General features: G+C 69.5%; 19 protein-coding genes. 12 read left to right on the top strand and 7 right to left on the bottom strand.

From position 1 onward, the window contains the following. Nucleotides 1–87 precede the first annotated feature (87 nt). Both C882_RS20560 and C882_RS20555 read right to left on the bottom strand, forming a co-directional pair. On the bottom strand, nucleotides 88–420 hold the full coding sequence (locus C882_RS20560; RefSeq protein ID WP_009542612.1) for a rod-binding protein: 333 nt from the start codon (nucleotides 418–420) through the stop codon (nucleotides 88–90). Further along, on the bottom strand, nucleotides 420–1,571 hold the full coding sequence (locus C882_RS20555) for a flagellar basal body P-ring protein FlgI (RefSeq protein WP_009542611.1): 1,152 nt from the start codon (nucleotides 1,569–1,571) through the stop codon (nucleotides 420–422). The genes C882_RS20560 and C882_RS20555 overlap by 1 nt, the downstream gene beginning before the upstream one ends. 210 nt (nucleotides 1,572–1,781) lie before the next feature. On the opposite strand from C882_RS20555, the gene C882_RS20550 reads away from it, so the two are divergent. Both C882_RS20550 and dksA read left to right on the top strand, forming a co-directional pair. After that, nucleotides 1,782–2,246 carry a flagellar assembly protein FliX gene (locus C882_RS20550; RefSeq protein ID WP_009542610.1) on the top strand — a complete coding sequence of 155 codons (465 nt, stop codon included), beginning with the start codon at nucleotides 1,782–1,784 and terminating at the stop codon, nucleotides 2,244–2,246. 140 nt (nucleotides 2,247–2,386) lie between these two features. After that, the gene (gene dksA, locus C882_RS20545; RefSeq protein WP_009542609.1) at nucleotides 2,387–2,803 is read left to right on the top strand and encodes an RNA polymerase-binding protein DksA; all 417 of its coding nucleotides are present in this window, start codon (nucleotides 2,387–2,389) and stop codon (nucleotides 2,801–2,803) included. Between the two features lie 133 nt (nucleotides 2,804–2,936). Here dksA and flgH read toward each other — a convergent pair whose 3' ends face one another. From flgH to flgF, 4 genes are all read right to left on the bottom strand, one after another. After that, nucleotides 2,937–3,701, bottom strand: coding sequence for a flagellar basal body L-ring protein FlgH (gene flgH / locus C882_RS20540; protein WP_009542608.1), 765 nt, complete (start codon nucleotides 3,699–3,701; stop codon nucleotides 2,937–2,939). 34 nt (nucleotides 3,702–3,735) lie between these two features. Continuing rightward, a complete protein-coding gene (gene flgA / locus C882_RS23610) occupies nucleotides 3,736–4,812 on the bottom strand; it encodes a flagellar basal body P-ring formation chaperone FlgA (RefSeq protein WP_009542607.1) in 1,077 nt (358 codons plus the stop codon). A gap of 244 nt (nucleotides 4,813–5,056) precedes the next feature. Beyond that, nucleotides 5,057–5,842, bottom strand: a complete 786-nt coding sequence (gene flgG, locus C882_RS20530) for a flagellar basal-body rod protein FlgG (protein ID WP_009542606.1) — start codon at nucleotides 5,840–5,842, stop codon at nucleotides 5,057–5,059. A 54-nt stretch (nucleotides 5,843–5,896) separates the two neighbouring features. Then, complete coding sequence (gene flgF, locus C882_RS20525) at nucleotides 5,897–6,631, bottom strand: flagellar basal-body rod protein FlgF (RefSeq protein ID WP_009542605.1); 735 nt, start codon at nucleotides 6,629–6,631, stop codon at nucleotides 5,897–5,899. Nucleotides 6,632–6,977: 346 nt separating this feature from the next. Between flgF and C882_RS20520 the strand changes: the two genes are divergently transcribed. The 10 genes from C882_RS20520 (at nucleotide 6,978) to C882_RS20475 (ending at nucleotide 17,500) form a co-directional block, all read left to right on the top strand. Then, entirely contained in the window at nucleotides 6,978–7,547 is a 570-nt protein-coding gene (locus tag C882_RS20520; RefSeq protein WP_009542603.1) for a flagellar basal body-associated FliL family protein, read from the top strand. A 70-nt stretch (nucleotides 7,548–7,617) separates the two neighbouring features. Beyond that, on the top strand, nucleotides 7,618–8,808 hold the full coding sequence (gene fliM / locus C882_RS20515; protein WP_009542602.1) for a flagellar motor switch protein FliM: 1,191 nt from the start codon (nucleotides 7,618–7,620) through the stop codon (nucleotides 8,806–8,808). A gap of 20 nt (nucleotides 8,809–8,828) precedes the next feature. Beyond that, nucleotides 8,829–9,623, top strand: coding sequence for a DUF6468 domain-containing protein (locus C882_RS25305; RefSeq protein WP_009542601.1), 795 nt, complete (start codon nucleotides 8,829–8,831; stop codon nucleotides 9,621–9,623). A gap of 126 nt (nucleotides 9,624–9,749) precedes the next feature. Next, nucleotides 9,750–10,493 (top strand): MotE family protein, encoded by a 744-nt coding sequence (locus C882_RS20505; protein ID WP_236262724.1) that lies wholly within the window; start codon nucleotides 9,750–9,752, stop codon nucleotides 10,491–10,493. Between the two features lie 112 nt (nucleotides 10,494–10,605). Next, on the top strand, nucleotides 10,606–11,010 hold the full coding sequence (locus C882_RS20500; RefSeq protein WP_009542599.1) for a response regulator: 405 nt from the start codon (nucleotides 10,606–10,608) through the stop codon (nucleotides 11,008–11,010). Nucleotides 11,011–11,090: 80 nt separating this feature from the next. After that, nucleotides 11,091–11,759, top strand: a complete 669-nt coding sequence (locus C882_RS20495; RefSeq protein WP_009542598.1) for a protein phosphatase CheZ — start codon at nucleotides 11,091–11,093, stop codon at nucleotides 11,757–11,759. A 23-nt stretch (nucleotides 11,760–11,782) separates the two neighbouring features. After that, nucleotides 11,783–12,541 carry a hypothetical protein gene (locus C882_RS20490; RefSeq protein WP_009542597.1) on the top strand — a complete coding sequence of 253 codons (759 nt, stop codon included), beginning with the start codon at nucleotides 11,783–11,785 and terminating at the stop codon, nucleotides 12,539–12,541. A gap of 9 nt (nucleotides 12,542–12,550) precedes the next feature. Continuing rightward, nucleotides 12,551–13,297, top strand: coding sequence for an OmpA/MotB family protein (locus C882_RS20485; RefSeq protein WP_009542596.1), 747 nt, complete (start codon nucleotides 12,551–12,553; stop codon nucleotides 13,295–13,297). After that, the gene (locus C882_RS20480; protein ID WP_009542595.1) at nucleotides 13,294–16,848 is read left to right on the top strand and encodes a tetratricopeptide repeat protein; all 3,555 of its coding nucleotides are present in this window, start codon (nucleotides 13,294–13,296) and stop codon (nucleotides 16,846–16,848) included. The genes C882_RS20485 and C882_RS20480 overlap by 4 nt, the downstream gene beginning before the upstream one ends. Nucleotides 16,849–16,981: 133 nt before the next feature. Continuing rightward, the gene (locus C882_RS20475) at nucleotides 16,982–17,500 is read left to right on the top strand and encodes a peptidoglycan-binding domain-containing protein (protein ID WP_009542594.1); all 519 of its coding nucleotides are present in this window, start codon (nucleotides 16,982–16,984) and stop codon (nucleotides 17,498–17,500) included. 86 nt (nucleotides 17,501–17,586) lie between these two features. Here the strand turns inward: C882_RS20475 and thiC are convergent, their stop codons facing one another. Further along, nucleotides 17,587–19,413 (bottom strand): phosphomethylpyrimidine synthase ThiC, encoded by a 1,827-nt coding sequence (thiC, locus tag C882_RS20470; protein WP_009542593.1) that lies wholly within the window; start codon nucleotides 19,411–19,413, stop codon nucleotides 17,587–17,589. Between the last annotated feature and the right edge of the window lie 62 nt (nucleotides 19,414–19,475).

Raw genomic sequence — 19,475 nt, 5'->3', positions numbered from 1 at the left:
CCGGGGCGGCGGGGCCGGCGCCGGGGCCGGGACGCGCGGGACCGGCGCCCGGCGGGCGCGGCGGACCAGGCGGGCGGTTGGGACCGCTCATTGGTCAACCTCCTGGGTCTGCAACAGTGCTTTCATGACTTGGTCGGCGATGCCGATGCCGCCGTTGGCGGCGATGTCCTTGCCGTACTGGTCCACCAGCATGGACCGCCACATCTCCTCGCCCTGGCCGCCGCCGAACATCTCGTCGGTCTTTATGCCCGAGAACATGTGCTGGAACATCTGCGACAGGAAGAACGCCTCGAAGTCCTGGGCCGTCTTGCGGGCCTGTTCGATGTTCTTGACGCTGCCGGGCGCGACGTTGGGGCCGCCCTGGGCGCGAGCCTGGGCAATGAGGCCGGAAACGTTCTGTCCAAGCGGGTCCATGCTCATCACATCACCTCGATTTCGGCCTGAAGGGCGCCGGCCGCCTTGATGGCCTGCAGGATGCTGATCATGTCGCGCGGGCCGATGCCGAGCGCGTTCAGGCCGTCCACCAGTTCCTGAAGGCTGACGCCGCCCTCGACGATGCCCAGCCGGCGGTCCTCGTCCTCGTCCACCTCGATGTCGGTGCGCGGCACGATGGCGGTCTGGCCGGTTTCGGAAAACGGCGCGGGCTGGCTGACCTGGGGCGTTTCGGTCACGCGGATGGTCAGGCTGCCCTGGGCGATGGCGACGCGCGAGACGCGCACATTGTCGCCGATGACGATGATGCCGGTGGCCTCGTCGATGACCACGCGGGCCAGCTGGTCGGGTTCGACGCGGAGCTGCTCGATGTCGGTCAGCAGGTTCACCACGTCCGTGTTCGGCGGCACCGAGACCTGCACCGTGCCCGGATCGGTCGGCGCCGCCGCCGGCGTGCCCAAATAGGCGTTGACCGCCTGGGCGATCCGCCGGGCGGTGGTGAAGTCCGGGTTGCGCAGGGCCAGCTTGACCTGGTTGAGGTCGCGCAGCTCGAACGGGATCTCGCGCTCGATGATGGCGCCGTTGGGGATGCGGCCCGAGGTCGGCACGCCCTTGGTGACCGTCTCGGCCTGCCCCTGCGCCTTGAAGCCGCCCACCTGCACCTGGCCCTGGCCGACGGCGTAGACCTCGCCGTCCGCGCCCAGCAGCGGAGTCACCAGCAGCGTGCCGCCGAGCAGGCTTTCCGCCGTGCCCAGCGCGCTGACGGCCACGTCGATGCGGCTGCCCTGACGGGAGAACGGCGGCAGTTCGGCGGTGACCATGACGGCCGCCACGTTTTCGCTGTCGATGTCGATGCCGCGGGTGTTGACGCCCAGGCGCTCGAGCATGCTCACCAGGCTTTCGCGGGTGAAGGGGGCGTCGCCCAGGTCGTCGCCGCTGCCGTCCAGGCCGACGACGATGCCGTAGCCCACCAGCAGGTTGTCGCGCACGCCCTCGAAATCGGCGATGTCCTTGATGCGCGAGGCGGCCGACGCCGGCGCGGGCACCAGCGTGCCCGTCAGCACCGCGCAGGCCGTCAGCACCGACAGCGCGACGGCGGCCAGGCGGCGCAGAGAGAAGCGGCGGCGGTGACTGGTCACGATCGGATCGTCCTTCTTACCAACTGTCTCGCCCCTTCATGCGAACGGCGTGCCACACCTTGAACGGGGCGGCGCCGCGCGCGGAAGGCCGGGGATATGGGCCTGCGGATAGGCAAACTTTGCCGTGCCGGTGGCGCCGATTCCCTCTTTCCCGCGGGGGCGGTGCGTCCTAGACTCTAGGCGGGTGTCATTAACACACGGTTGACGCGGATGAAGATTTCCGGCCCTGGTCCCGGTGGCGGACAGCGTCGCACCGACAAGACCAGCAAGGACAAGAGCGCCGATTTCGCCCGGGCCCTGCGCCGTTTCAGCGCCGAGGCCAAGGACGATGCCGGCGCACAAGGCGCGCGCGCGTCCGACGCGCCGTCGCAGGTGGGCGGGCTGGAAGCGCTTCTGGCCGCGCAGATGGTGGACGGCGTCGACGCGACCGGCGACGAGGCCGGCCGCCGCAAGCGTCAGGCCGCCATGCTTCAGCGCGGCGAGGACATCCTCGACCGGCTGGAGGAACTGCGCGTCGGCCTGCTGCTGGGCCATGTGCCCAAGGACCGCCTTTCGGGGCTGGCCCGCCTGGTGCGCGAGCAGCGCGAGGACGCCCAGGACCCGCAACTGGCGGCCCTGCTGGACGAAATCGAGCTGCGTGCCGAGGTGGAACTCGCCAAGCTCGAGCGCGGTTGACGTTTCCCGTTCCGACAAGGGCGGAAAGAACCGCAGCCTCCGGCCGGCCCGGCGGCTCGGGCGAAATGGACGCTTGCTCCTTGCATCGCGGGTCGATATACAAAGCCCCACTGAAAGATAACGAACAGGGTTGAACAGGCATGACCGTCACGCTTCCGCCCGACTATCGACCGTCGGACGACGAGCCGTTCATGAACGACCTGCAGCGGGAATATTTCCGCCAGAAGTTGCTGAAGTGGCGCGCCGAACTGCACCGTGAAGCCGAGGAAACCCTCGAGCACCTCCAGGAGGGCGGGTTGCAGGAGCCGGACCTGGCCGACCGGGCGTCGGCCGAGATGGACCGCAGCCTGGAGCTGCGCACCCGCGACCGGGCCCGCAAGCTGATCTCCAAGATCGACGCGGCGCTCAACCGCATCGAGGAAGGCACCTACGGCTACTGCGAGGAAACCAACGAGCCCATCAGCCTCAAGCGCCTGGAGGCCCGTCCGATCGCCACCCTGTCGATCGAGGCCCAGGAACGCCACGAGCGCATGGAACGCACCCACCGCAGCGACTGACGCGCGGCGGGCTGAAGAAAAGGCGGGCGGCTTCCCGGAGGCCGCCCGCTTTTTTCGTGCCCCGGCTGATCGCGGCGAGGGCGAGGGGTCGCCGCTCATCCCCTCGCACCGTCCTTGCGCCGGCCCGCCCCGATCAGAACGGGAAGATGATGTCGAAGATCTGCTGGCCGTAGCGCGGCTGCTGCACGTCGGAGATGGTGCCGCGGCCGCCGTAGCTGATGCGGGCCTCGGCGATCTTGTCGACGTCGATGGTGTTGTCGGAGCGGATGTCCTGCGGCCGCACCACGCCGGTCACCTGAAGCTCGCGCAACTCGTTGTTGACGCGCACTTCCTGCCGGCCGGCCACAACCAGGTTGCCGTTGGGCAGGACCTGGGTGACCACCGCTGCCAGGCGCACGTCGATGGTCTCGCTGCGCTGGATGGTGCCGCTGCCCGAGGAGCCGGAATCGCTTTCGGCGCTCAGCAGGTTGCCCGGGTCCACCTCGTCGGGAAGGATGGCCCCCAGCTGGCTCTCGAAGCCCAGGAAGCCCGGCAGTCCGGCGCTTTCGTTCGCCCCGCGCGAGCGGTTGGTGGAGTTGCTGAGTGCCGCGTTCTCGTTCTGGATGTTGACCACCACGGTCAGGATGTCGCCGATGTCGTTGGCGCGCTGGTCCTTGAAGAAGGCGCGCGAGCCCGGACGCCACAGGCTGTTGACGTTGGGGTCGGCCTCCTGCACCCGCGGCATGGGCATGCTGACGGGGCGGTAGTTGCGGGCCTCCACCGGGTTTTCGATGGTCGACATCTTGGGCGGCTCGCCCACCTCGGACAGCCGCTGGATGGCGTTGCAGCCCGTCAGCGCGACGACGGCGAGGCCGAGCGCGAGGCCGCGGACGACGGGGGCGGGAAGGCGCGAAATCATGGTCTCAACTCCCGGGGGCGGACACGCACCGGCCTCAGCGGCCGGCGGCGGGCCGCCCATGCTGCACGGTCACGGCGTTGTGGTCGGTGACCACGGCGGTGACGGTGGTGTTGCTCTGCAGGTTCTGGATGCGGACCTGGTCGCCCAGGCCGCCGTGCTCCATGGCGCGGCCCTGGGTGGTCAGGGTCATGTAGGGGGTGCTGTAGCTCATGGTGACGACGTCGCCCTTGGACACCATGCGCGGGCGCTGCACCTGGATGTCGGTCACCGGCGCACCCGCCTGCACGAAGCGGCGCGGCGTGCGGCCGATAAGCTGTTCCGGGTCGGTCAGCGTGTCGCGCTTGAGCTGGTCGACGCGCAGGGTGACGTAATCGATGTCGTCGGGCTCGATCAGTTCGCCGTGGCGCATGGTCGCGCGCAGCACGGGCACGGCGGTGGTCAGGAAAATCCGTCCGGCGACGCGCAGGCGCTGTGCCGTCGGGCTGCCCGCCGGCACCTCCAGCGCCGCCGTGAAGCGCTGGCGGCCGGGATCGTACTGAAGGTCCTCCACCGCCACCCGCGCGCCGGCGGCCGTGGCGATGCGGATGCTGTCGGAGGTGCCGTTGAGCTTGATGTCCGCCTGGTCGGGCATGCCGCGCTCCATGAGGTGCGGGCGCAGGGCCTCGATGATCTGGGCGCGGCCGACCATGTCGCTGTCGCGCACCACGATCACCTGGTCGAAGCGCCCGAGCGGAGCCCAGTCCAGGGCGTGCTGCTGGGCGACTCGGCGCAGCCAGTCGGCGTCGTAGACGATGCTCTCGCCGATGCGCGGCGCGGCGGCCACGACCGCGTCCTGGCGCGGCGGCAGGTTGTCGAAGATGTCGCTCAGGCGGACATAGGCGCCGTCCACGGTGGCTTCCGGGCGCAGCGTCAGCGGTCCGGCAAATTCTGCCGGGCGCGCAGCCTCCAGCGCCCGGGGCTCGGTCAGGCCCTGGGGCGATAGGTTCATAGGCTGCTCCTGCGCCGCCTGCGCCGCACCGGCGGCCAGCGCAAGGGCCGTGCCGGCAAGGGCGAGGCCCCGCACAAGGGCGCGGCAGGGCTTGGCGAGGCTGCGAGGCATCAGGCGCGGCATGGCCCGGTCTCCGTGGTTCCACGTTTCCGGCCGCCGTTATAACCCGGCAAGTGTTACCGAAGGCTTTATCGCGGCCCCGGCGCCTGCGCCGGCCCCACCGCCCTCGGCCGCGGCCTTATACCGGGCGACACATGAAGTCGTTCAGTCGTCGCCCGGCAAGGGCGACCGGTCGCCGCGCCTTATGGCGCGTGAGCCTGCGTGGCGCGTGAACGCAGCGTCGATGATTTTCAATCATCGACGCGTATTACTTGAGCTGGTTGACGGTGCCCATCATCTCGTCGGAGGTCTTGATCACCTTGGAGTTCATCTCGTAGGCGCGCTGCGCGGAGATGAGGTCGGTGATTTCCGAGACCACGTTGACGTTGGAATTCTCGATGAAGTGCTGCCGCACCACGCCGTAGCCCGGGGTGCCCGGCACGGCCACGTTGGACGCGCCCGACGCGGCGGTCTCCAGGTACAGGTTCTTGCCCTGGGCTTCCAGGCCGGCCTCGTTGGCGAAGGTGGCGAGCTGGAGCTGGCCGACGTTCTGCGGCTCCACCTGGCCGTCGATGTCCACCAGCACCTCGCCGGACTCGTTGACGGTCACGCCCACGGCATCCTGCGGAATGGTGAGGCCCGGCAGCACCGTGTAGCCGTGGTGGGTGACCAGCGTGCCGTTGGGGTCCAGCTGGAAGCTGCCGTCGCGGGTATAGGCGGTCTCGCCGTTGGGCAGCTGGATCTGGAAGTAGCCCTTGCCCTCGATGGCGAGGTCGAAGGTGTTCTCGGTGTGCGCCAGGCTGCCCTGCTCGCTGATGCGGTAGACGGCAGCGGTGCGTACGCCCAGGCCCAGCTGCACGCCGGCCGGCACGATGGTGCCCTGGTCGGACGACGCCGAGCCGGCGCGCACCATGTTCTGGTAAAGCAGGTCGTTGAACTCCGCCCGCCGGCGCGAATAGGCGGTGGTGTTCATGTTGGCGATGTTGTTCGAGATCACCTCGACGTTGGTCTGCTGGGCCAGCATGCCGGTGGCGCCGATATCCAGGCTGCGCATGGTCGTCGTCCTCTTTCTCTCTCGGGTCGCTCTTTAACTATGCCGTGCTGTGGGTCAGATCTGGCCGCGGTAGGCTTCCATGGCGCGGCGCTGACGCTCGTGCTCGCTCTCGATCATCTTCTGAGCGTTGGCATAGGAGCGGTTGATCTCGATCATCCGGGTCATCTTGACCACGGCGTTGACGTTGGAGCTTTCCAGCATGCCCTGGTGGACCTGGGGCTGCTCCACCTCCTGTGGGTCCTGTTCGGTGTAGAACAGGCTGTCGGCGGCCTTCTGCATGTTCTGCGGGTCCTCGAAGGACACGACGCGCAGCTGCCCGATGGGGCCGTTCTCGGTGGAGACGGTGCCTTCCTGGCTGATGGTGATGTTCGCCTCGTTGGGGGCGAAGAAGAACGGCGTGCCGTTGGTGGACATCACCGGGTTGCCGTCGGAGGCGACCAGCTGGCCGTCCTCGTTCAGGCGGAAGTGGCCGTTGCGGGTGTACATGGGGCCGGCGGCCGTCTCGACCTCGAACCAGCCGTCGCCGGAAATCGCCACGTCCAGCGGGTTGCCGGTGGACTGCCAGCTGCCCTCGGTCATGTCGCGGGCGACGCCGATGTCGCGGGGGAAGATGATCTTCTCCTTGAACGGGCCGTCCGTGTTCAACGAGCGCGTCAGGTACTCGGTGAACATCAGCTTCTGGCCCTTGAAGCCCGGCGTGTTCATGTTGGCGATGTTGTTCGCCACCGTGTCCAGCCGGCGCCACAGGGCGTTCTGATGAGCCAGTGCGATATAGGCCGAGTTTTCCATGACTTAAGCCACCATCGGGTCGATCGGGTGAAGCGTGTCGGTGTTGCCCCGCTTCGTATGCAGGGGGCGTGCCAAACGCGCCGATGGCGGATTTCCGCCCTTCCGACCCCGCGGGCCGGCGGTCGCGGCATCCCTTGCCGGGCAGTTTCTGCCCACCGCCTTCGCCGCAGGGGAGCGGTCAACCTCTTGTTAACCCGGAAGGTCTAGGGTACCTCCCACTGGGATACAGGCCGTCCGGCCGCCGACGCCGCCTGCGCGGCCGGCGGCGCGGGCGGTTTCCGTCAGGTTCAGGGGGCAGAAGGGGCGGCGTGCCGCACGGCATGGCGTTCCGGCCAGAAGGAGTAGCATGGCCGAGGATCTCGACGAGGATTTCGAGGAAGACGTCGACGAGGGCGGCGGGGGCGGGTCCGGCAAGAAGGGCGGCAAGAAGCTGCTTCTGATGGTCGTGCTGCCGCTGCTGCTGGTGGTGGGCGCCCTGGCGGGTGCCTATTTCGCTGGTTTGGCGGACCCGGTCCTCGACATGCTGGCCGGCGGCGAGGAGCAGTCCGGCCCGGCACCCGAGGTGATGACCGAGGGGCAGGGCGGCGGTGCGGGCGTGCCCGTCTCGGCGGCCGTGTTCTACGACCTGCCGGAAATGCTGGTGGACATCAACTCCGCCAACAGCCGCAAGCGCACCTTCCTCAAGCTGCGCGTGGCGCTGGAGCTGTCCAGCGCCGCCGACACCGCCCAGGTGGAGGCGATGATGCCGCGCGTCATCGACAACTTCCAGACCTACCTCCGCGAGCTGCGGGTGGAGGATCTGCAGGGCGCCGAAGGCATGTACCGCCTGCGCGAGGAGTTGATCGTGCGCGTCAACAACGCGGTGCGCCCCGCCAAGGTCAACGACGTCCTGTTCAAGGAAATGCTCATTCAGTAGGGCCGTGTCCGGCGGCGCCACAAGCACCGCCGGTCCCGCGCCCCTCGCTGGAGCGAAAGGGTTTCTGTCCATGGTTCCTGCCGACGACGATCCGCAGCGCGAGGTTTCGCAAGAGGACGAAGAAGCCCTCATGCGGGAATGGGAAGCCATGGCCGGCGGCGGCGGGGACGACGCCGGCGGTGGTGGCGGCGAGGACGGCGACGATGCCGATGCCATGGCCGCCGAGTGGGAGGCCATGCTCGGCTCCTCCGACGGCGGCGGCGGCGACCTGGCCGACAGCGGCTCGGGCCGCGAGAGCACGCGCGTCCTGAACCAGGACGAGATCGACAGCCTGCTCGGCTTCGACGAGACCGACGACGAGCGCCAGGAAAAGTCCGGCATCCAGGCCATCCTGAACTCGGCGCTGGTGTCCTACGAACGCCTTCCCATGCTGGAAGTCGTGTTCGACCGCCTGGTGCGCATGATGTCGACATCCTTGCGCAACTTCACGTCCGACAACGTGGAGGTCTCGCTCGACAACATCCTGTCCCTGCGCTTCGGCGACTACCTGAACTCCATCCCGCTACCCGCCATGCTGACGGTGTTCAAGGCCGAGGAGTGGGACAACTACGGCCTGATGACCGTCGACAGCTCCATGATCTACTCGATCGTGGACGTGCTGCTGGGCGGGCGGCGCGGCACGGCGGCCATGCGCGTGGAGGGGCGGCCCTATACGACGATCGAGCGCAACCTGGTGGAGCGCATGATCCACGTGGTGCTGGCGGACCTGTCGGCGGCCTTCGATCCGCTGTCGCCGGTGACCTTCCGCTTCGACCGTCTGGAAACCAATCCGCGGTTTGCCACCATCTCGCGCCCCTCCAACGCGGCGATCGTCGCCAAGCTGCGCATCGACATGGAAGACCGCGGCGGGCGGCTGGAACTGCTGCTGCCCTATGCGACGCTGGAACCCGTCCGCGAACTGCTGCTGCAGATGTTCATGGGCGAGAAGTTCGGCCGCGACTCCATCTGGGAAACCCACCTCGCCGAGGAAATGTGGTTCACCGAGGTGGACATCGAGGCGGTGCTCGACGAGCAGTGGATCAACCTGCGCGACATACTGAATCTTAAGGTCGGCAGCCGTATCATGCTGAACGCCACTCCCGACAGCCCCGTGCAGATGCGCTGCGGCGACGTGCCCATGTTCTCGGGCCGCATGGGGCGCAAGGGCGGCAACATCGCCATACGGCTGGACAAGAAGGTCAAACGCCAGATCGGCGGCTGACCCGCGCTAGGACCCCATTCATGGACTTCAAGCTCATCCTCGACATCATCGTGGTGTTGCTGCTGATCCCGACGATCGTGTTCGCGGTGATGCTCAACAACCGCCTGTCGGTGCTGCGCAAGAACCGCGACGAGCTGGCGCGCCTGATCGGTCAGTTCAACGAGGCCACGGTGCGGGCCGAAAGCGGCATCCCGCGCCTGCGCAAGGCCGCCGAGGATGCGGGGAAGGGCCTGCAGGACCGGGTGGAGCGGGCCAATGCGCTGCGCGACGACCTGGCCTTCCTGTGCGAGCGCGCCGACGAGACGGCCACGGCGCTGGAGCAGACCCTGCGCGCCGCCCGCAACGAAATGAAGGCCGTGCCCGGCTCGGCGCTGAGCGGCAACGGCACCGCCAACGGCACCGGCGGCGGCGCCGCGATGCGCGAGCCGGGTGCACCGGCCCCCGGTCCGGCTCCGGCCTCGCAGGCCGTGGCGTCGGCCCGTCCGCAGGCGCCGCAGCCGCAGCCGCGGCCGCAGGCTCCGCGCCCGCCGCAGCCGCAGCCGCAGGTCGGCGCCGCCGGTGGCGGAGCGGCCGCCGAGGGACGTCCGCGCGCCCAGGTTCCGGCTCCGCGCGCCGCCAAGGCCAGCCGTCCCCTGGCGCCGCCGGCGTCGAACCTGGGTGGCGGCACGGAAGACCTGACCCGCGCCCTGCGCGGCCTGGCCGAAGCGGCGGAAAGCTCCGCCGAGGATCACGAAGACGATGCCCTGTTCTCGCCCGAGCCCGAACGCTCGGAAGCGGAACGGGAGCTGCTGCGCGCCCTGCGCTCGGTCCGATGAGCGGGCGAGGAGACGGCGCGGCATGATGGTGGCGACGAAACACGGACAAGGCCGGACGGCGGCGCAGGGGCGTTGCCGAACCGCCGACCATGCGACCGAGGGTTCGAGGGGCGAGAGATGAGCGTCATGACGCGATTGAAAATTCCCCGGCCACGGCTTCTGCCGGCGACCATCTTCGTCGCCGTACTCATGCTGACGGTGCGGCTGGGCGACCTGTGGCAGGACTTCAACCGCCTGAACCTGGCGGACCTGTCGGTCGGCCAGACGACGGCCCAGGCGCAGGATGCCGGAGCACCGCAGGCGCCGGCACCGGCCCCCGCGCCCGAGGGCGGCGAAGGGGCGGACGCGGGCGGAATGCCGCCGGTCAGCGCCTCGCAGGTGGGCGGCCAGGCGCCGGCGCGGACGCCGGGGTTCGACGATCCGGTCCGCGATCCGGCCAACTTCACCCAGTCCGAAATCGACCTGCTGCAAAAGCTGGCCGAGCGGCGCGAGCAGATCGAGGCGCGCGAGAAGGAACTCGCCATGCGCGAGGGCCTGCTGCAGGCCGCCGAGACGCGAATCGACCGCAAGGTGGCGGAACTGAAGGAACTTCAGAACACCATCAACGGCCTGCTGCAGCAGTATGACGAGCGCGAGGCGGAAAAGGTCGCGCAACTCGTCAAGATCTACGCGACAATGAAACCCAAAGACGCGGCGCGCATCTTCAATGATCTGGACATGCCGATCCTGATCTCCGTCATGGTCAACATGAAGGAGAGCAAGTCGGCGCCCATCCTGGCGTCCATGGAGGCCGAGAAAGCGCGCGCTTTGACCGAGGAATTGTCCCGCATGCGCCGACTGCCGGCCGAGGCCGGTGGGCAGGCGGGATGAACACGAGGCACCAAAAGGGTTGCCTCTCAAGGTGTGGTATTTTATGAGAAGCGGTAGTCTTTTTCGGCCTATAACGGTTGCTGCCGCCCGGCTGTCGTAAACGGAGTCCAATATGGCTGTCGACAAGAATATGAAGGTCCTGATTGTGGACGACTACAAGACGATGCTGCGCATCATCCGCAATCTTCTGAGGCAGTTGGGCTTCACCAACATCGACGAAGCGACGGACGGCAGCGCCGCGCTTCAGCTGCTGCGCGCCAACGGCGCCGGCGGCCCGCAGGGCTACGGCCTGGTGATCTCCGACTGGAACATGGAGCCGATGACCGGCCTCCAGCTGCTGCGCGAGGTGCGCGCCGACGCCAAGCTGAAGGGCGTGCCTTTCATCATGGTGACGGCCGAATCCAAGTCGGAGAACGTCATCGCTGCCAAGGAAGCCGGCGTGTCCAACTACATCGTGAAGCCCTTCAACGCCGAGACGCTGAAGAGCAAGATGGTCAGCGTCCTGGGCGACTTCTGATCGGGCGCCGGGGGATGTGAAACGTCGGCGTGCTCGTGCGGGGCGCGCCGGCGCCCGTCGGTGAGAGGGGGAGGACGGCCATGGCCGCGACTCGTGTCGATGAGGGCCTCGCGGCCCGCCTGGAGGAAATCCGCCGGGAAAAGGGGGAGACGATCGCGGTCGCCGAGGTGGCGGAAGTGGTGGAAAGCCTGCTGACCACCATGACCGGCGACCTGACCGCCGACGACGTCCAGCTCTACAAGGAGCTGGAAGGTCTCGCCCGCTACATCCATGCCGCCCGCGCGGAAATCTCGTCCATCAATCCCGGCGAGATCCAGTCCGACCTGCTGCCGACGGCGGCGGACGAGCTGGATGCGATCGTGGAGGCCACCGAGAAGGCCACCAACCAGATCATGGACGCCGCCGAGGTGCTTGAGGAGGTGTCGGGCGATGTGGCGCCCGAGGTGGCCGACAAGCTGTCCGATGCCACGACCCGCATCTACGAGGCCTGCACCTTCCAGGACATCACCGGCCAGCGCATCACCAAGGTGGTCCGCACCCTCAAACAGATCGAGGAGCGCGTGGACGGCCTGGTGCGGGCGTTCCATCCGGCCGGCGATGACGCCGCCGCCGCGCAGCCCGCCGCCGAGGGCCGGGCCAAGGCCGCCGGCGACACACCCAGCGACGAGGACCTGCTCAACGGTCCGCAATCGGCAGAGGACGCCATGAAGCAGGACGACATCGACGCCCTGCTGGCGGACTTCGACTGACCCTCCTGCGCGCCGACAAGCCCATGGAGCACTCCGACGACCCGACGCTGCACGGCTGGGCCGGCACGCGGCACGCGTCGCTGTCGCTGTTCCTGGCGCTGTACCTGATGCTGCTGGCGTTCTTCATCGCGCTGATCGCCCATTCCACCTTCGAGGAACAGCGCAGCACGCGGGCGATGGACAGCCTGAACGCCACCTTCCAGCGCTTCGGCAGCACCGCGCTGGGCCGTTTCACCGGCGACGCCGGCACGGTGGTGGCCGAGGCGCGCGCCTTCAAGACCGCCGCGCGCGGCCTGTTCGAGGGCGCCATTCCCGCCGCGAAGGTCGAGGACATCGGCCGCGGCCGGCTGCTGGACGTGACGGTGCCGGCGGAGAGCCTGTTCGAGCCGGGGCTGGCGGCGGTGCGGCGGCCGCACCTGCGGATGCTGGACCGGCTGGTGGCGGCCATGGCCTCGCCGCCGGAGGGCTACCGCTACATCATGGAATTCTTAACGGCTTCGGATTACTCTACGGGCGAAACTTCGGGCGCGCGCGAAACCCTGGCGCTCGACCGGGCGGGGTCGCTGGCGCGCACCATGGTGGCGCGCGGGGCTCCGCCCGACATGATCGTCGCGGGTGTCACCACGCGCGACGCCGCCGGGCCGGACGAGGCCGTCTTCCGCTTCTCGCTGGTGGAGGCGGCGGCGGCCGACCTGGACTGGCAGGGCCCGATTGCCGGCGCCACGACCGGCGGCGGGACCGAGAGAGAGAACGATCGCACGGCGCGGCCGGCGGCGGAGTGAAGGGCGGAGATGGACGACGAGCTTTCCATGCACGAGCGCGGACCGGCGGCCTGGATGGTCACCTTCGCCGATCTCGTCATTCTCATGCTCACTTTCTTCGTCCTGCTGTTCTCCATGACCAGCATGAAGACCGAGACGTGGGAGGCCGTCAGCACCGCCTTCTCGCGCACCATGCAGGTGGACCCCGCCCAGCCGGTCAACGAACGGTCGGTGGAGCATTCGATTACCGCGCGCCCCGTTCCCATCGCCATGAACCTGAACTACCTTGCAGCGGTGCTGGACGAAACCCTGTCCACCGATCCGCTGCTGGGCCGGGCGCGCATCGCCATGGGCGGTGATCGCCTGGTGCTGGCCGTTCCCGCCGACGTGCTGTTCGCCGATGCCGATGCCGATGCGGGTGCCGCCGGCCGTCCCGTGCTGACGGAGGCCGGAGAGGCCGCGCTGGCGCAGCTGGGCGGCGTGCTGGCGTCGCTGCGCAACCGTGTCGCCGTCACCGGCCATGCCGCGCCCACCGAGGAAGGGCAGGGGCCGACCGCCGGTCTGGCCGGTCATACCTCGGGGTGGGAGTTGTCCATGGCGCGCGCCGCCGCGGTCGCCGATGCGCTGACCCGCTCCGGTCTGGCGCGGCCGGCGGTGATCCTGGGGCACGGGCCGACGCGGTCCGGTGCCCTGCCGGCGGACCTGTCGGAGGCCGAGCGGCATGCCTTCCAGCGCCGCGTCGACGTCGTCATTCACCAAGAGGCTGACAGCCGATGACCGGCCTGCCGAGCGCCCATAGCCGCCCCGCGCGGACAACCCGGCCCCGCCGCCGCCGCGGGGCCGCCGCCGTCGTGCTGGCCGCCGTCCTGGCGCTGGCGCCGGCGCTGGGCGTGGTCGCCGTGCCCGGGCCGGACAACCATGCGCTGGCCGCCACCGCCGTGCGCGCTGCGGCCCACGACGGTTACGGTCGCATCGTCTTCGACTGGGACCAGCCCGTGCGCTACGACGTGGAGACGGCGGCCGGCAGCCTGATCGTTTCCTTCGACCGCCCCCTGGACGCCGATGCCAACCGGGTGCCGGCGGCGCTGGGGGATTACGTTTCCGGTGTGCGCGTCTCACCCGACGGCCGCACGGTGACCATGCCGCTCAAGGGCAGCTTCACGCCGCGCAGTTTCACCATCGGCACGTCGGTGGTGGTGGACCTGATGGGCGGGCCGGCGCGGGCCGAGGAACCGCCGGCCACGCAGCAGGCGGCCGCCGATCCGGCGCCGCCGCCGCCGCGCCTGCCGGTGCGCACGGGCGAGCATCCGGGCTTCTTCCGCGTCGTGTTCGACTGGACGCGGCCGGTCGACTACAAGGTCATGAGCAACGGCGAGAACGCCGTCGTCAGCTTCGACGACGAAGCGCGCATCGACCTCAACGCCTTCCGCGCCGCCATGCCCGAGCAACTGCGCGAGGTCGGCGTGGAGCGGCAGGACGGCCGCACCCGCGTCACCGTGCCGCTGCCGGACGACGGCCGCGTGCGCCACTTCACCAGCGGCACCAAGGTGGTGCTGGACCTGCTGCCGCCGGCCGGTGAGCAGCCGCCCCGCCGCACCCCCGAGGAGCGCGAGGCCGCACCCGACGACGCCGTCGCCGCAGCGCCGCCGCCGCCGAAGCCGGAAGAGGAGGGCGCGGCCGCGGCCGCCGATGCCGACGCCGCCACCGGCGAGGGCGTCGACGATGCGCCGGCCCAGGTGCAGCCGCCGCGGGCGCTCGCGCAGGCCGAACAGGCCGGGGAAGAGACCGATCCGGGCGCCGAGGCGACCCCGGCCACCGCGCTCGCCCGCGCCCTGCGGGAGGCACGCGGCGAGGAAGCCTCGGCCGAGGAACGCCGCCGCCAGATGGAGCAGGCCGCCGCCGAGATCGAGGCGGCCGAGAACGCGCGCGAGGCCGACGCCGGCGCCGAGGGCGTGGCCGCCGAGGAACAGCCGACGCCCGAAGGCCGGGCCCGCGTCGCCAGCCTCAGCTTCTCGTGGAACGAGCCGACGGCCGCCGCCGTGTTCCGGCGTGGCGGCTACCTGTGGGTGGTCTTCGACCGCTATCAGGAAGTGGACACCAACCTGCTGCGCCGCCTTGGCACGGGCGTCGTCCGCTCGGTGGAGCAGATCCCGAGCCGCGCTTCGACCATCGTGCGCATGGTCACCGAACCCGGCTACAACCCCAGCGTCCGACGCGAGGGCCTGCTGTGGATCGTCGACCTGATGCGCCAGCCCATGAAGGCGGCGACTCCCATCGAGGTCGAGCCCCAGCCGCAGAGCCCCATCGGGCCGCGCCTCTACCTGCCGGTGGAGGAGGGCGGACGGACCATCACCGTTCAGGACCCCGAGGTCGGCGACCAGTTCATCGTCGTGCCGGTGATTCCGCTCGGCCACGGCATCTGGCCGGCCCGCCAGTACCCGGACCTGACCATGCCGGCGACGGCCCAGGGCATCGTGGCGATTCCCAACACCGACAAGGTTTCCGCCACCTCCACCCGCAACGGCGTCGACATCACCGCCCTGGGCGGGGGCTTGCGCCTGTCGCAGGATACGGCGCGCCTGGAAGCCATGGCGAACGTGGGCTCCGCCGCCGCCATGACCCAGGTCTATGACATCGACGGCTGGATGCGCGGCCCGGTGGAGGATTTCACGCAGAACCGCCAGGACCTGCAACTGGCGGTCGCCAACGCCAACGGCGAGCGCCGCGACCGCGCGCGGCTGGAACTGGCACGCTTCTACTTCGCCCACGGCTACGGGGCGGAAGCGCTGGGCGTTCTGCGCACGCTGGCCGACGAGGCGCCGCGCATGGTCAACAGCGCGCCCTTCCGGGCGCTGCGCGGCGGTGCCAACTTCCTCATGGGCCGCTACGACGAGGCGGTGGAGGACCTGAGCCATCCCAGCCTCGCCGGCGTCGACGAGGCCGACTTCTGGCGCGCCGCCGCGCAGGCCGCGCTGGGCGATCCGGCCCTGCAGGCCCGCACCCTGCGCGAAACCGGCCGGGTGATCGGCAGCTATCCGCAGCGCGTCAAGGTGCCGCTGGCCCTTCAGGCGGCGGAAGCGGCGGTGGATGCCGCCGACGATCTGGCGGCCGTCAACTTCCTGGAAGCGGCGCGCAACGACTCCAACACGCCCGGCGAGATCGCCGCCATCACCTATCTGGAAGGCCGCCTGGACGAGGCCACCGGCGCCTATCAGTCGGCGGTGGAAAAGTGGGAGGAGGTCGAAAGCTCGACCAGCCGCCCCTACCGCGCCAAGGCCGGCCGCGACCGCCTGGAACTGCTCTACAAGATGGAGCGACTCGAGCGCCCGGAGCTGATCGAGGGGCTGGAAAACCTGCGCTTCGCCTGGCGCGGCGGCCCCTTCGAGTTCACCCTGCTCATGCGGCTGGGCGAACTGTACGCCGAGGAAGAGCGCTGGGCCGATGCGCTGCGCACCTACAAGATCGCCGCCAGCTACTTCCCCGAGCTTGAAGGCTCGGACCAGGCGGCGCAGGCCATGCGCGACATCTTCGACCGCCTGTACCTGGAAGGCGAGGCCGACGAGATGTCGCCCATCACCGCCATCGCGCTGTTCGATGATTTCCGCGAACTGACGCCGACGGGCGCCAAGGGCGACGAGATGATCCGCCGCCTTGCCGACCGGCTGGTGAGCATGGACCTGCTCGACCAGGCGGCCATGCTGCTGGAGCGGCAGGCGAAGTTCCGGCTGGAGGGCGTGGAGCGTGCGCGCATCGGCGGCCGCCTGGCGCTGGTCCACCTGCTGAACCACCAGCCGGAGGAAGCCGTCAAGGCGCTGCTGACCACCCGCGCCCCCGACATGCCGCAGCGGCTGGACCGCCAGCGCAACCAGCTCATGGCCCGTGCGCTGGCCGAGGTCGACCGGCCGGGGGAAGCCATCGAGCTTCTGCAGGGCGACGACAGCGACACGGCCAAGCTGCTGCGCGCGGAAATCCATTGGGGGGAGCAGGACTGGGAGGCGGCGGCCCAGGCCCTGGCGGAACTGGTGCCCCAGCCGAGCCGCACCCTCGACCTGTCCACCGCCCAGGCCCGCCGCGTGCTGGACCTGGCGACGGCCCTGACGCTCGCAAACAACGAACGGGCGGTGTCGACCCTGCGCTCGCGCTATCTGGGCGCCATGCAGCAGACCAGCTACCGGGACGCCTTCGACCTGATCACCACCAGCCCGGCGGACGGCGTGATCGACTACCGCACGGTGGCCGACCGCATCAAGCAGGCGGAAAACTTCCAGAGCTTCCTGTCGGCCTACCGCGACCGCCTGGATCAGGGCGCGCTGTCGGCGATCAACTGAGGCCGGATCGTGACGGTTCTGCCGGCCGGGGCCTTGTTCTCGGCTTGACACCGTTTGGACAGAGTTTTGCAGCAGACGGCAGGCCCCGGGCTGCCGTTTTTGGGACGAACCAACTCAGACGAGGAACCGTCCCATGAAAAAGCTAGCCATCGCCGCAGCCCTTGCGGCCAGCACCGCCCTTTCTCTTCCGGCGTTTGCGGAAGGCACGGGGGCGACCGCCTCCCAGAAGACGCAGGCGGACATGCAGACCCAGACGCAGACCGAAGCCCAGGCCAAGCCGGACATGCCGACGCAGCCGGGCGGCGAGACCGCCGGGCTGTCCGGGGAGAACCTGGACGAAGAGAAGGTGCGCGCCATTCAACAGGCGTTGAAGGACGCCGGCGCCGACATCGAGGTCGACGGCGTGTGGGGCGACAGCACGGCGCAGGCGCTCGCGGCCTATCAGCGTGACGAAGGCCTGGCGCCGTCGGGCGAGCTGGACCCGCGCACCATCGCCAGCCTGGGTGTGACGCTGGAAGGCGACGGACCGCAGCAGGCCGAGATCCCGGAGGAAAAGCCGGAAGCCGGCGAGAATGCACCGCAGCCCGGCAGTGACGCCCGGCCGCTGCCGGAGGCCGAGGATGCCTACGGCAGCGAACCCGCCGCCGACTAAACAGCGTGCATGAGGAAAAGGGGCCGGTGCCTTGGGCGCCGGCCCCGTTTCCGGGACCTCGTGTACGCCGACGCCCCGGCGCCCGGTTACTCCGTTACATAGAGCGTCCCACCTTCCTCCCTGAATTTCTCCGACATCTGCGCCATGCCGTCCTCGGCGTCGGCCATGGCGCGCAGGTCGTGGGACAGCTTCATGGAGCAGAACTTCGGCCCGCACATGGAGCAGAAGTGCGCCTGCTTGGCGCCTTCGGCCGGCAGGGTCTGGTCGTGGAAGCGCTCCGCCGTTTCCGGGTCCAGCGCCAGGCGGAACTGGTCGCGCCAGCGGAACTCGAACCGCGCGCGCGACAGGGCGTCGTCGCGCAGGCGGGCGGCGGGGTGGCCCTTGGCGAGGTCGGCGGCGTGGGCGGCGATCTTGTAGGTCACCACGCCCACCTTCACGTCGTCGCGGTCGGGCAGGCCCAAATGTTCCTTGGGCGTCACGTAGCAGAGCATGGACGTGCCGAACCAGCCGATCATGGCGGCACCAATGCCGCTGGTGATGTGGTCGTAGCCGGGCGCGATGTCGGTGACCAGCGGGCCGAGGGTGTAGAACGGCGCCTCGCCGCAGAGGGCGAGCTGCTTGTCCATGTTCTCCTTGATCTTGTGCATGGGCACATGGCCCGGGCCCTCGATCATCACCTGCACGTCGTGGTCCCAGGCGATGGTCGTCAACTCGCCCAGCGTTTCCAGCTCGGCGAACTGGGCGGCGTCGTTGGCGTCGGCGAGGCTGCCGGGGCGCAGGCCGTCGCCCAGCGACAGGGCGATGTCGTAGGCGCGGCAGATGTCGCAGATGTCGGCGAACCGCTCGTAGAGGAAGCTCTCGCGGTGGTGCGCCAGGCACCAGGTCGCCATGATCGACCCGCCGCGCGAGACGATGCCCGTGACCCGCCGCGCCGTCAGCGGAATGTGGGCCAGCCGCAGGCCGGCGTGGATGGTGAAGTAGTCCACGCCCTGTTCCGCCTGCTCGATCAGCGTGTCGCGGAAAACCTCCCAGGTCAGCGCCTCGGCCCGGCCGTTCACTTTCTCCAGCGCCTGGTAGAGCGGCACGGTGCCGATGGGCACGGGGCTGTTGCGCAGGATCCATTCCCGCGTGTCGTGGATGTCGGTGCCGGTGGACAGGTCCATGACCGTGTCGGCGCCCCAGCGGATGGACCACACCATCTTGTCCACTTCCTCGGCCACCGAGGAGGTGACGGCCGAGTTGCCGATGTTGGCATTGATCTTCACCAGGAAGTTCCGGCCGATGATCATCGGCTCGGTTTCCGGGTGGTTGATGTTGGCCGGCAGGATGGCGCGGCCGCGGGCGATCTCGTCGCGCACGAACTCGGGCGTCACGTGGTCGGGGATGGCGGCGCCGAAGCTTTCGCCGTCGCGCTCCATTTTCTCGGCCAGCGCCCTGCGGCCCAGATTCTCGCGGATGGCGACGTATTCCATCTCGGGCGTCACGATGCCGGCACGGGCGTAGGCGAGTTGTGTCACCGCGCGTCCGGCGCGGGCCTTCAGCACCGGCCGATCGGCGCGGTCGAAGGCGGGCGTGGCGGCGGCGGCGCCAGGGCGGCGGCCGTTGTCCTCGGGCTTGGGCGCGCGGCCGGCGACGGTCTCCACGTCGCCGCGGGCGCTGATCCACCCGGCGCGCAGCGGCGGCAGGCCCTGGCGGATGTCGATGGCGACGTCCGGATCGGTGTAGGGACCGGAGCTGTCGTAGACGGCCACCGGCGCTTCCCCGCTGGCGGGCTCCAGGTCGATCTCGCGCTGGGCGACGCGGATGTCGGGGTGCCGCGTGCCGGGCACGTAGACCTTGCGGCTGGAGGGCAGGGGGCCCGTGGAGACGCGGAACGTGTCGGCGTGGGTATCGGGGGCGTGGGTATCGGGCATGGGTCAGATCTCCTTGCGATGCCTCGTCAGGAGATCCGGTTGGTGGTGCGCTTGGGGATGGG

The organism is Caenispirillum salinarum AK4 (assembly GCF_000315795.1).
Lineage (GTDB): Bacteria > Pseudomonadota > Alphaproteobacteria > Rhodospirillales > Rhodospirillaceae > Caenispirillum > Caenispirillum salinarum.
This window is presented reverse-complemented; position numbering and strand designations above follow the sequence as displayed.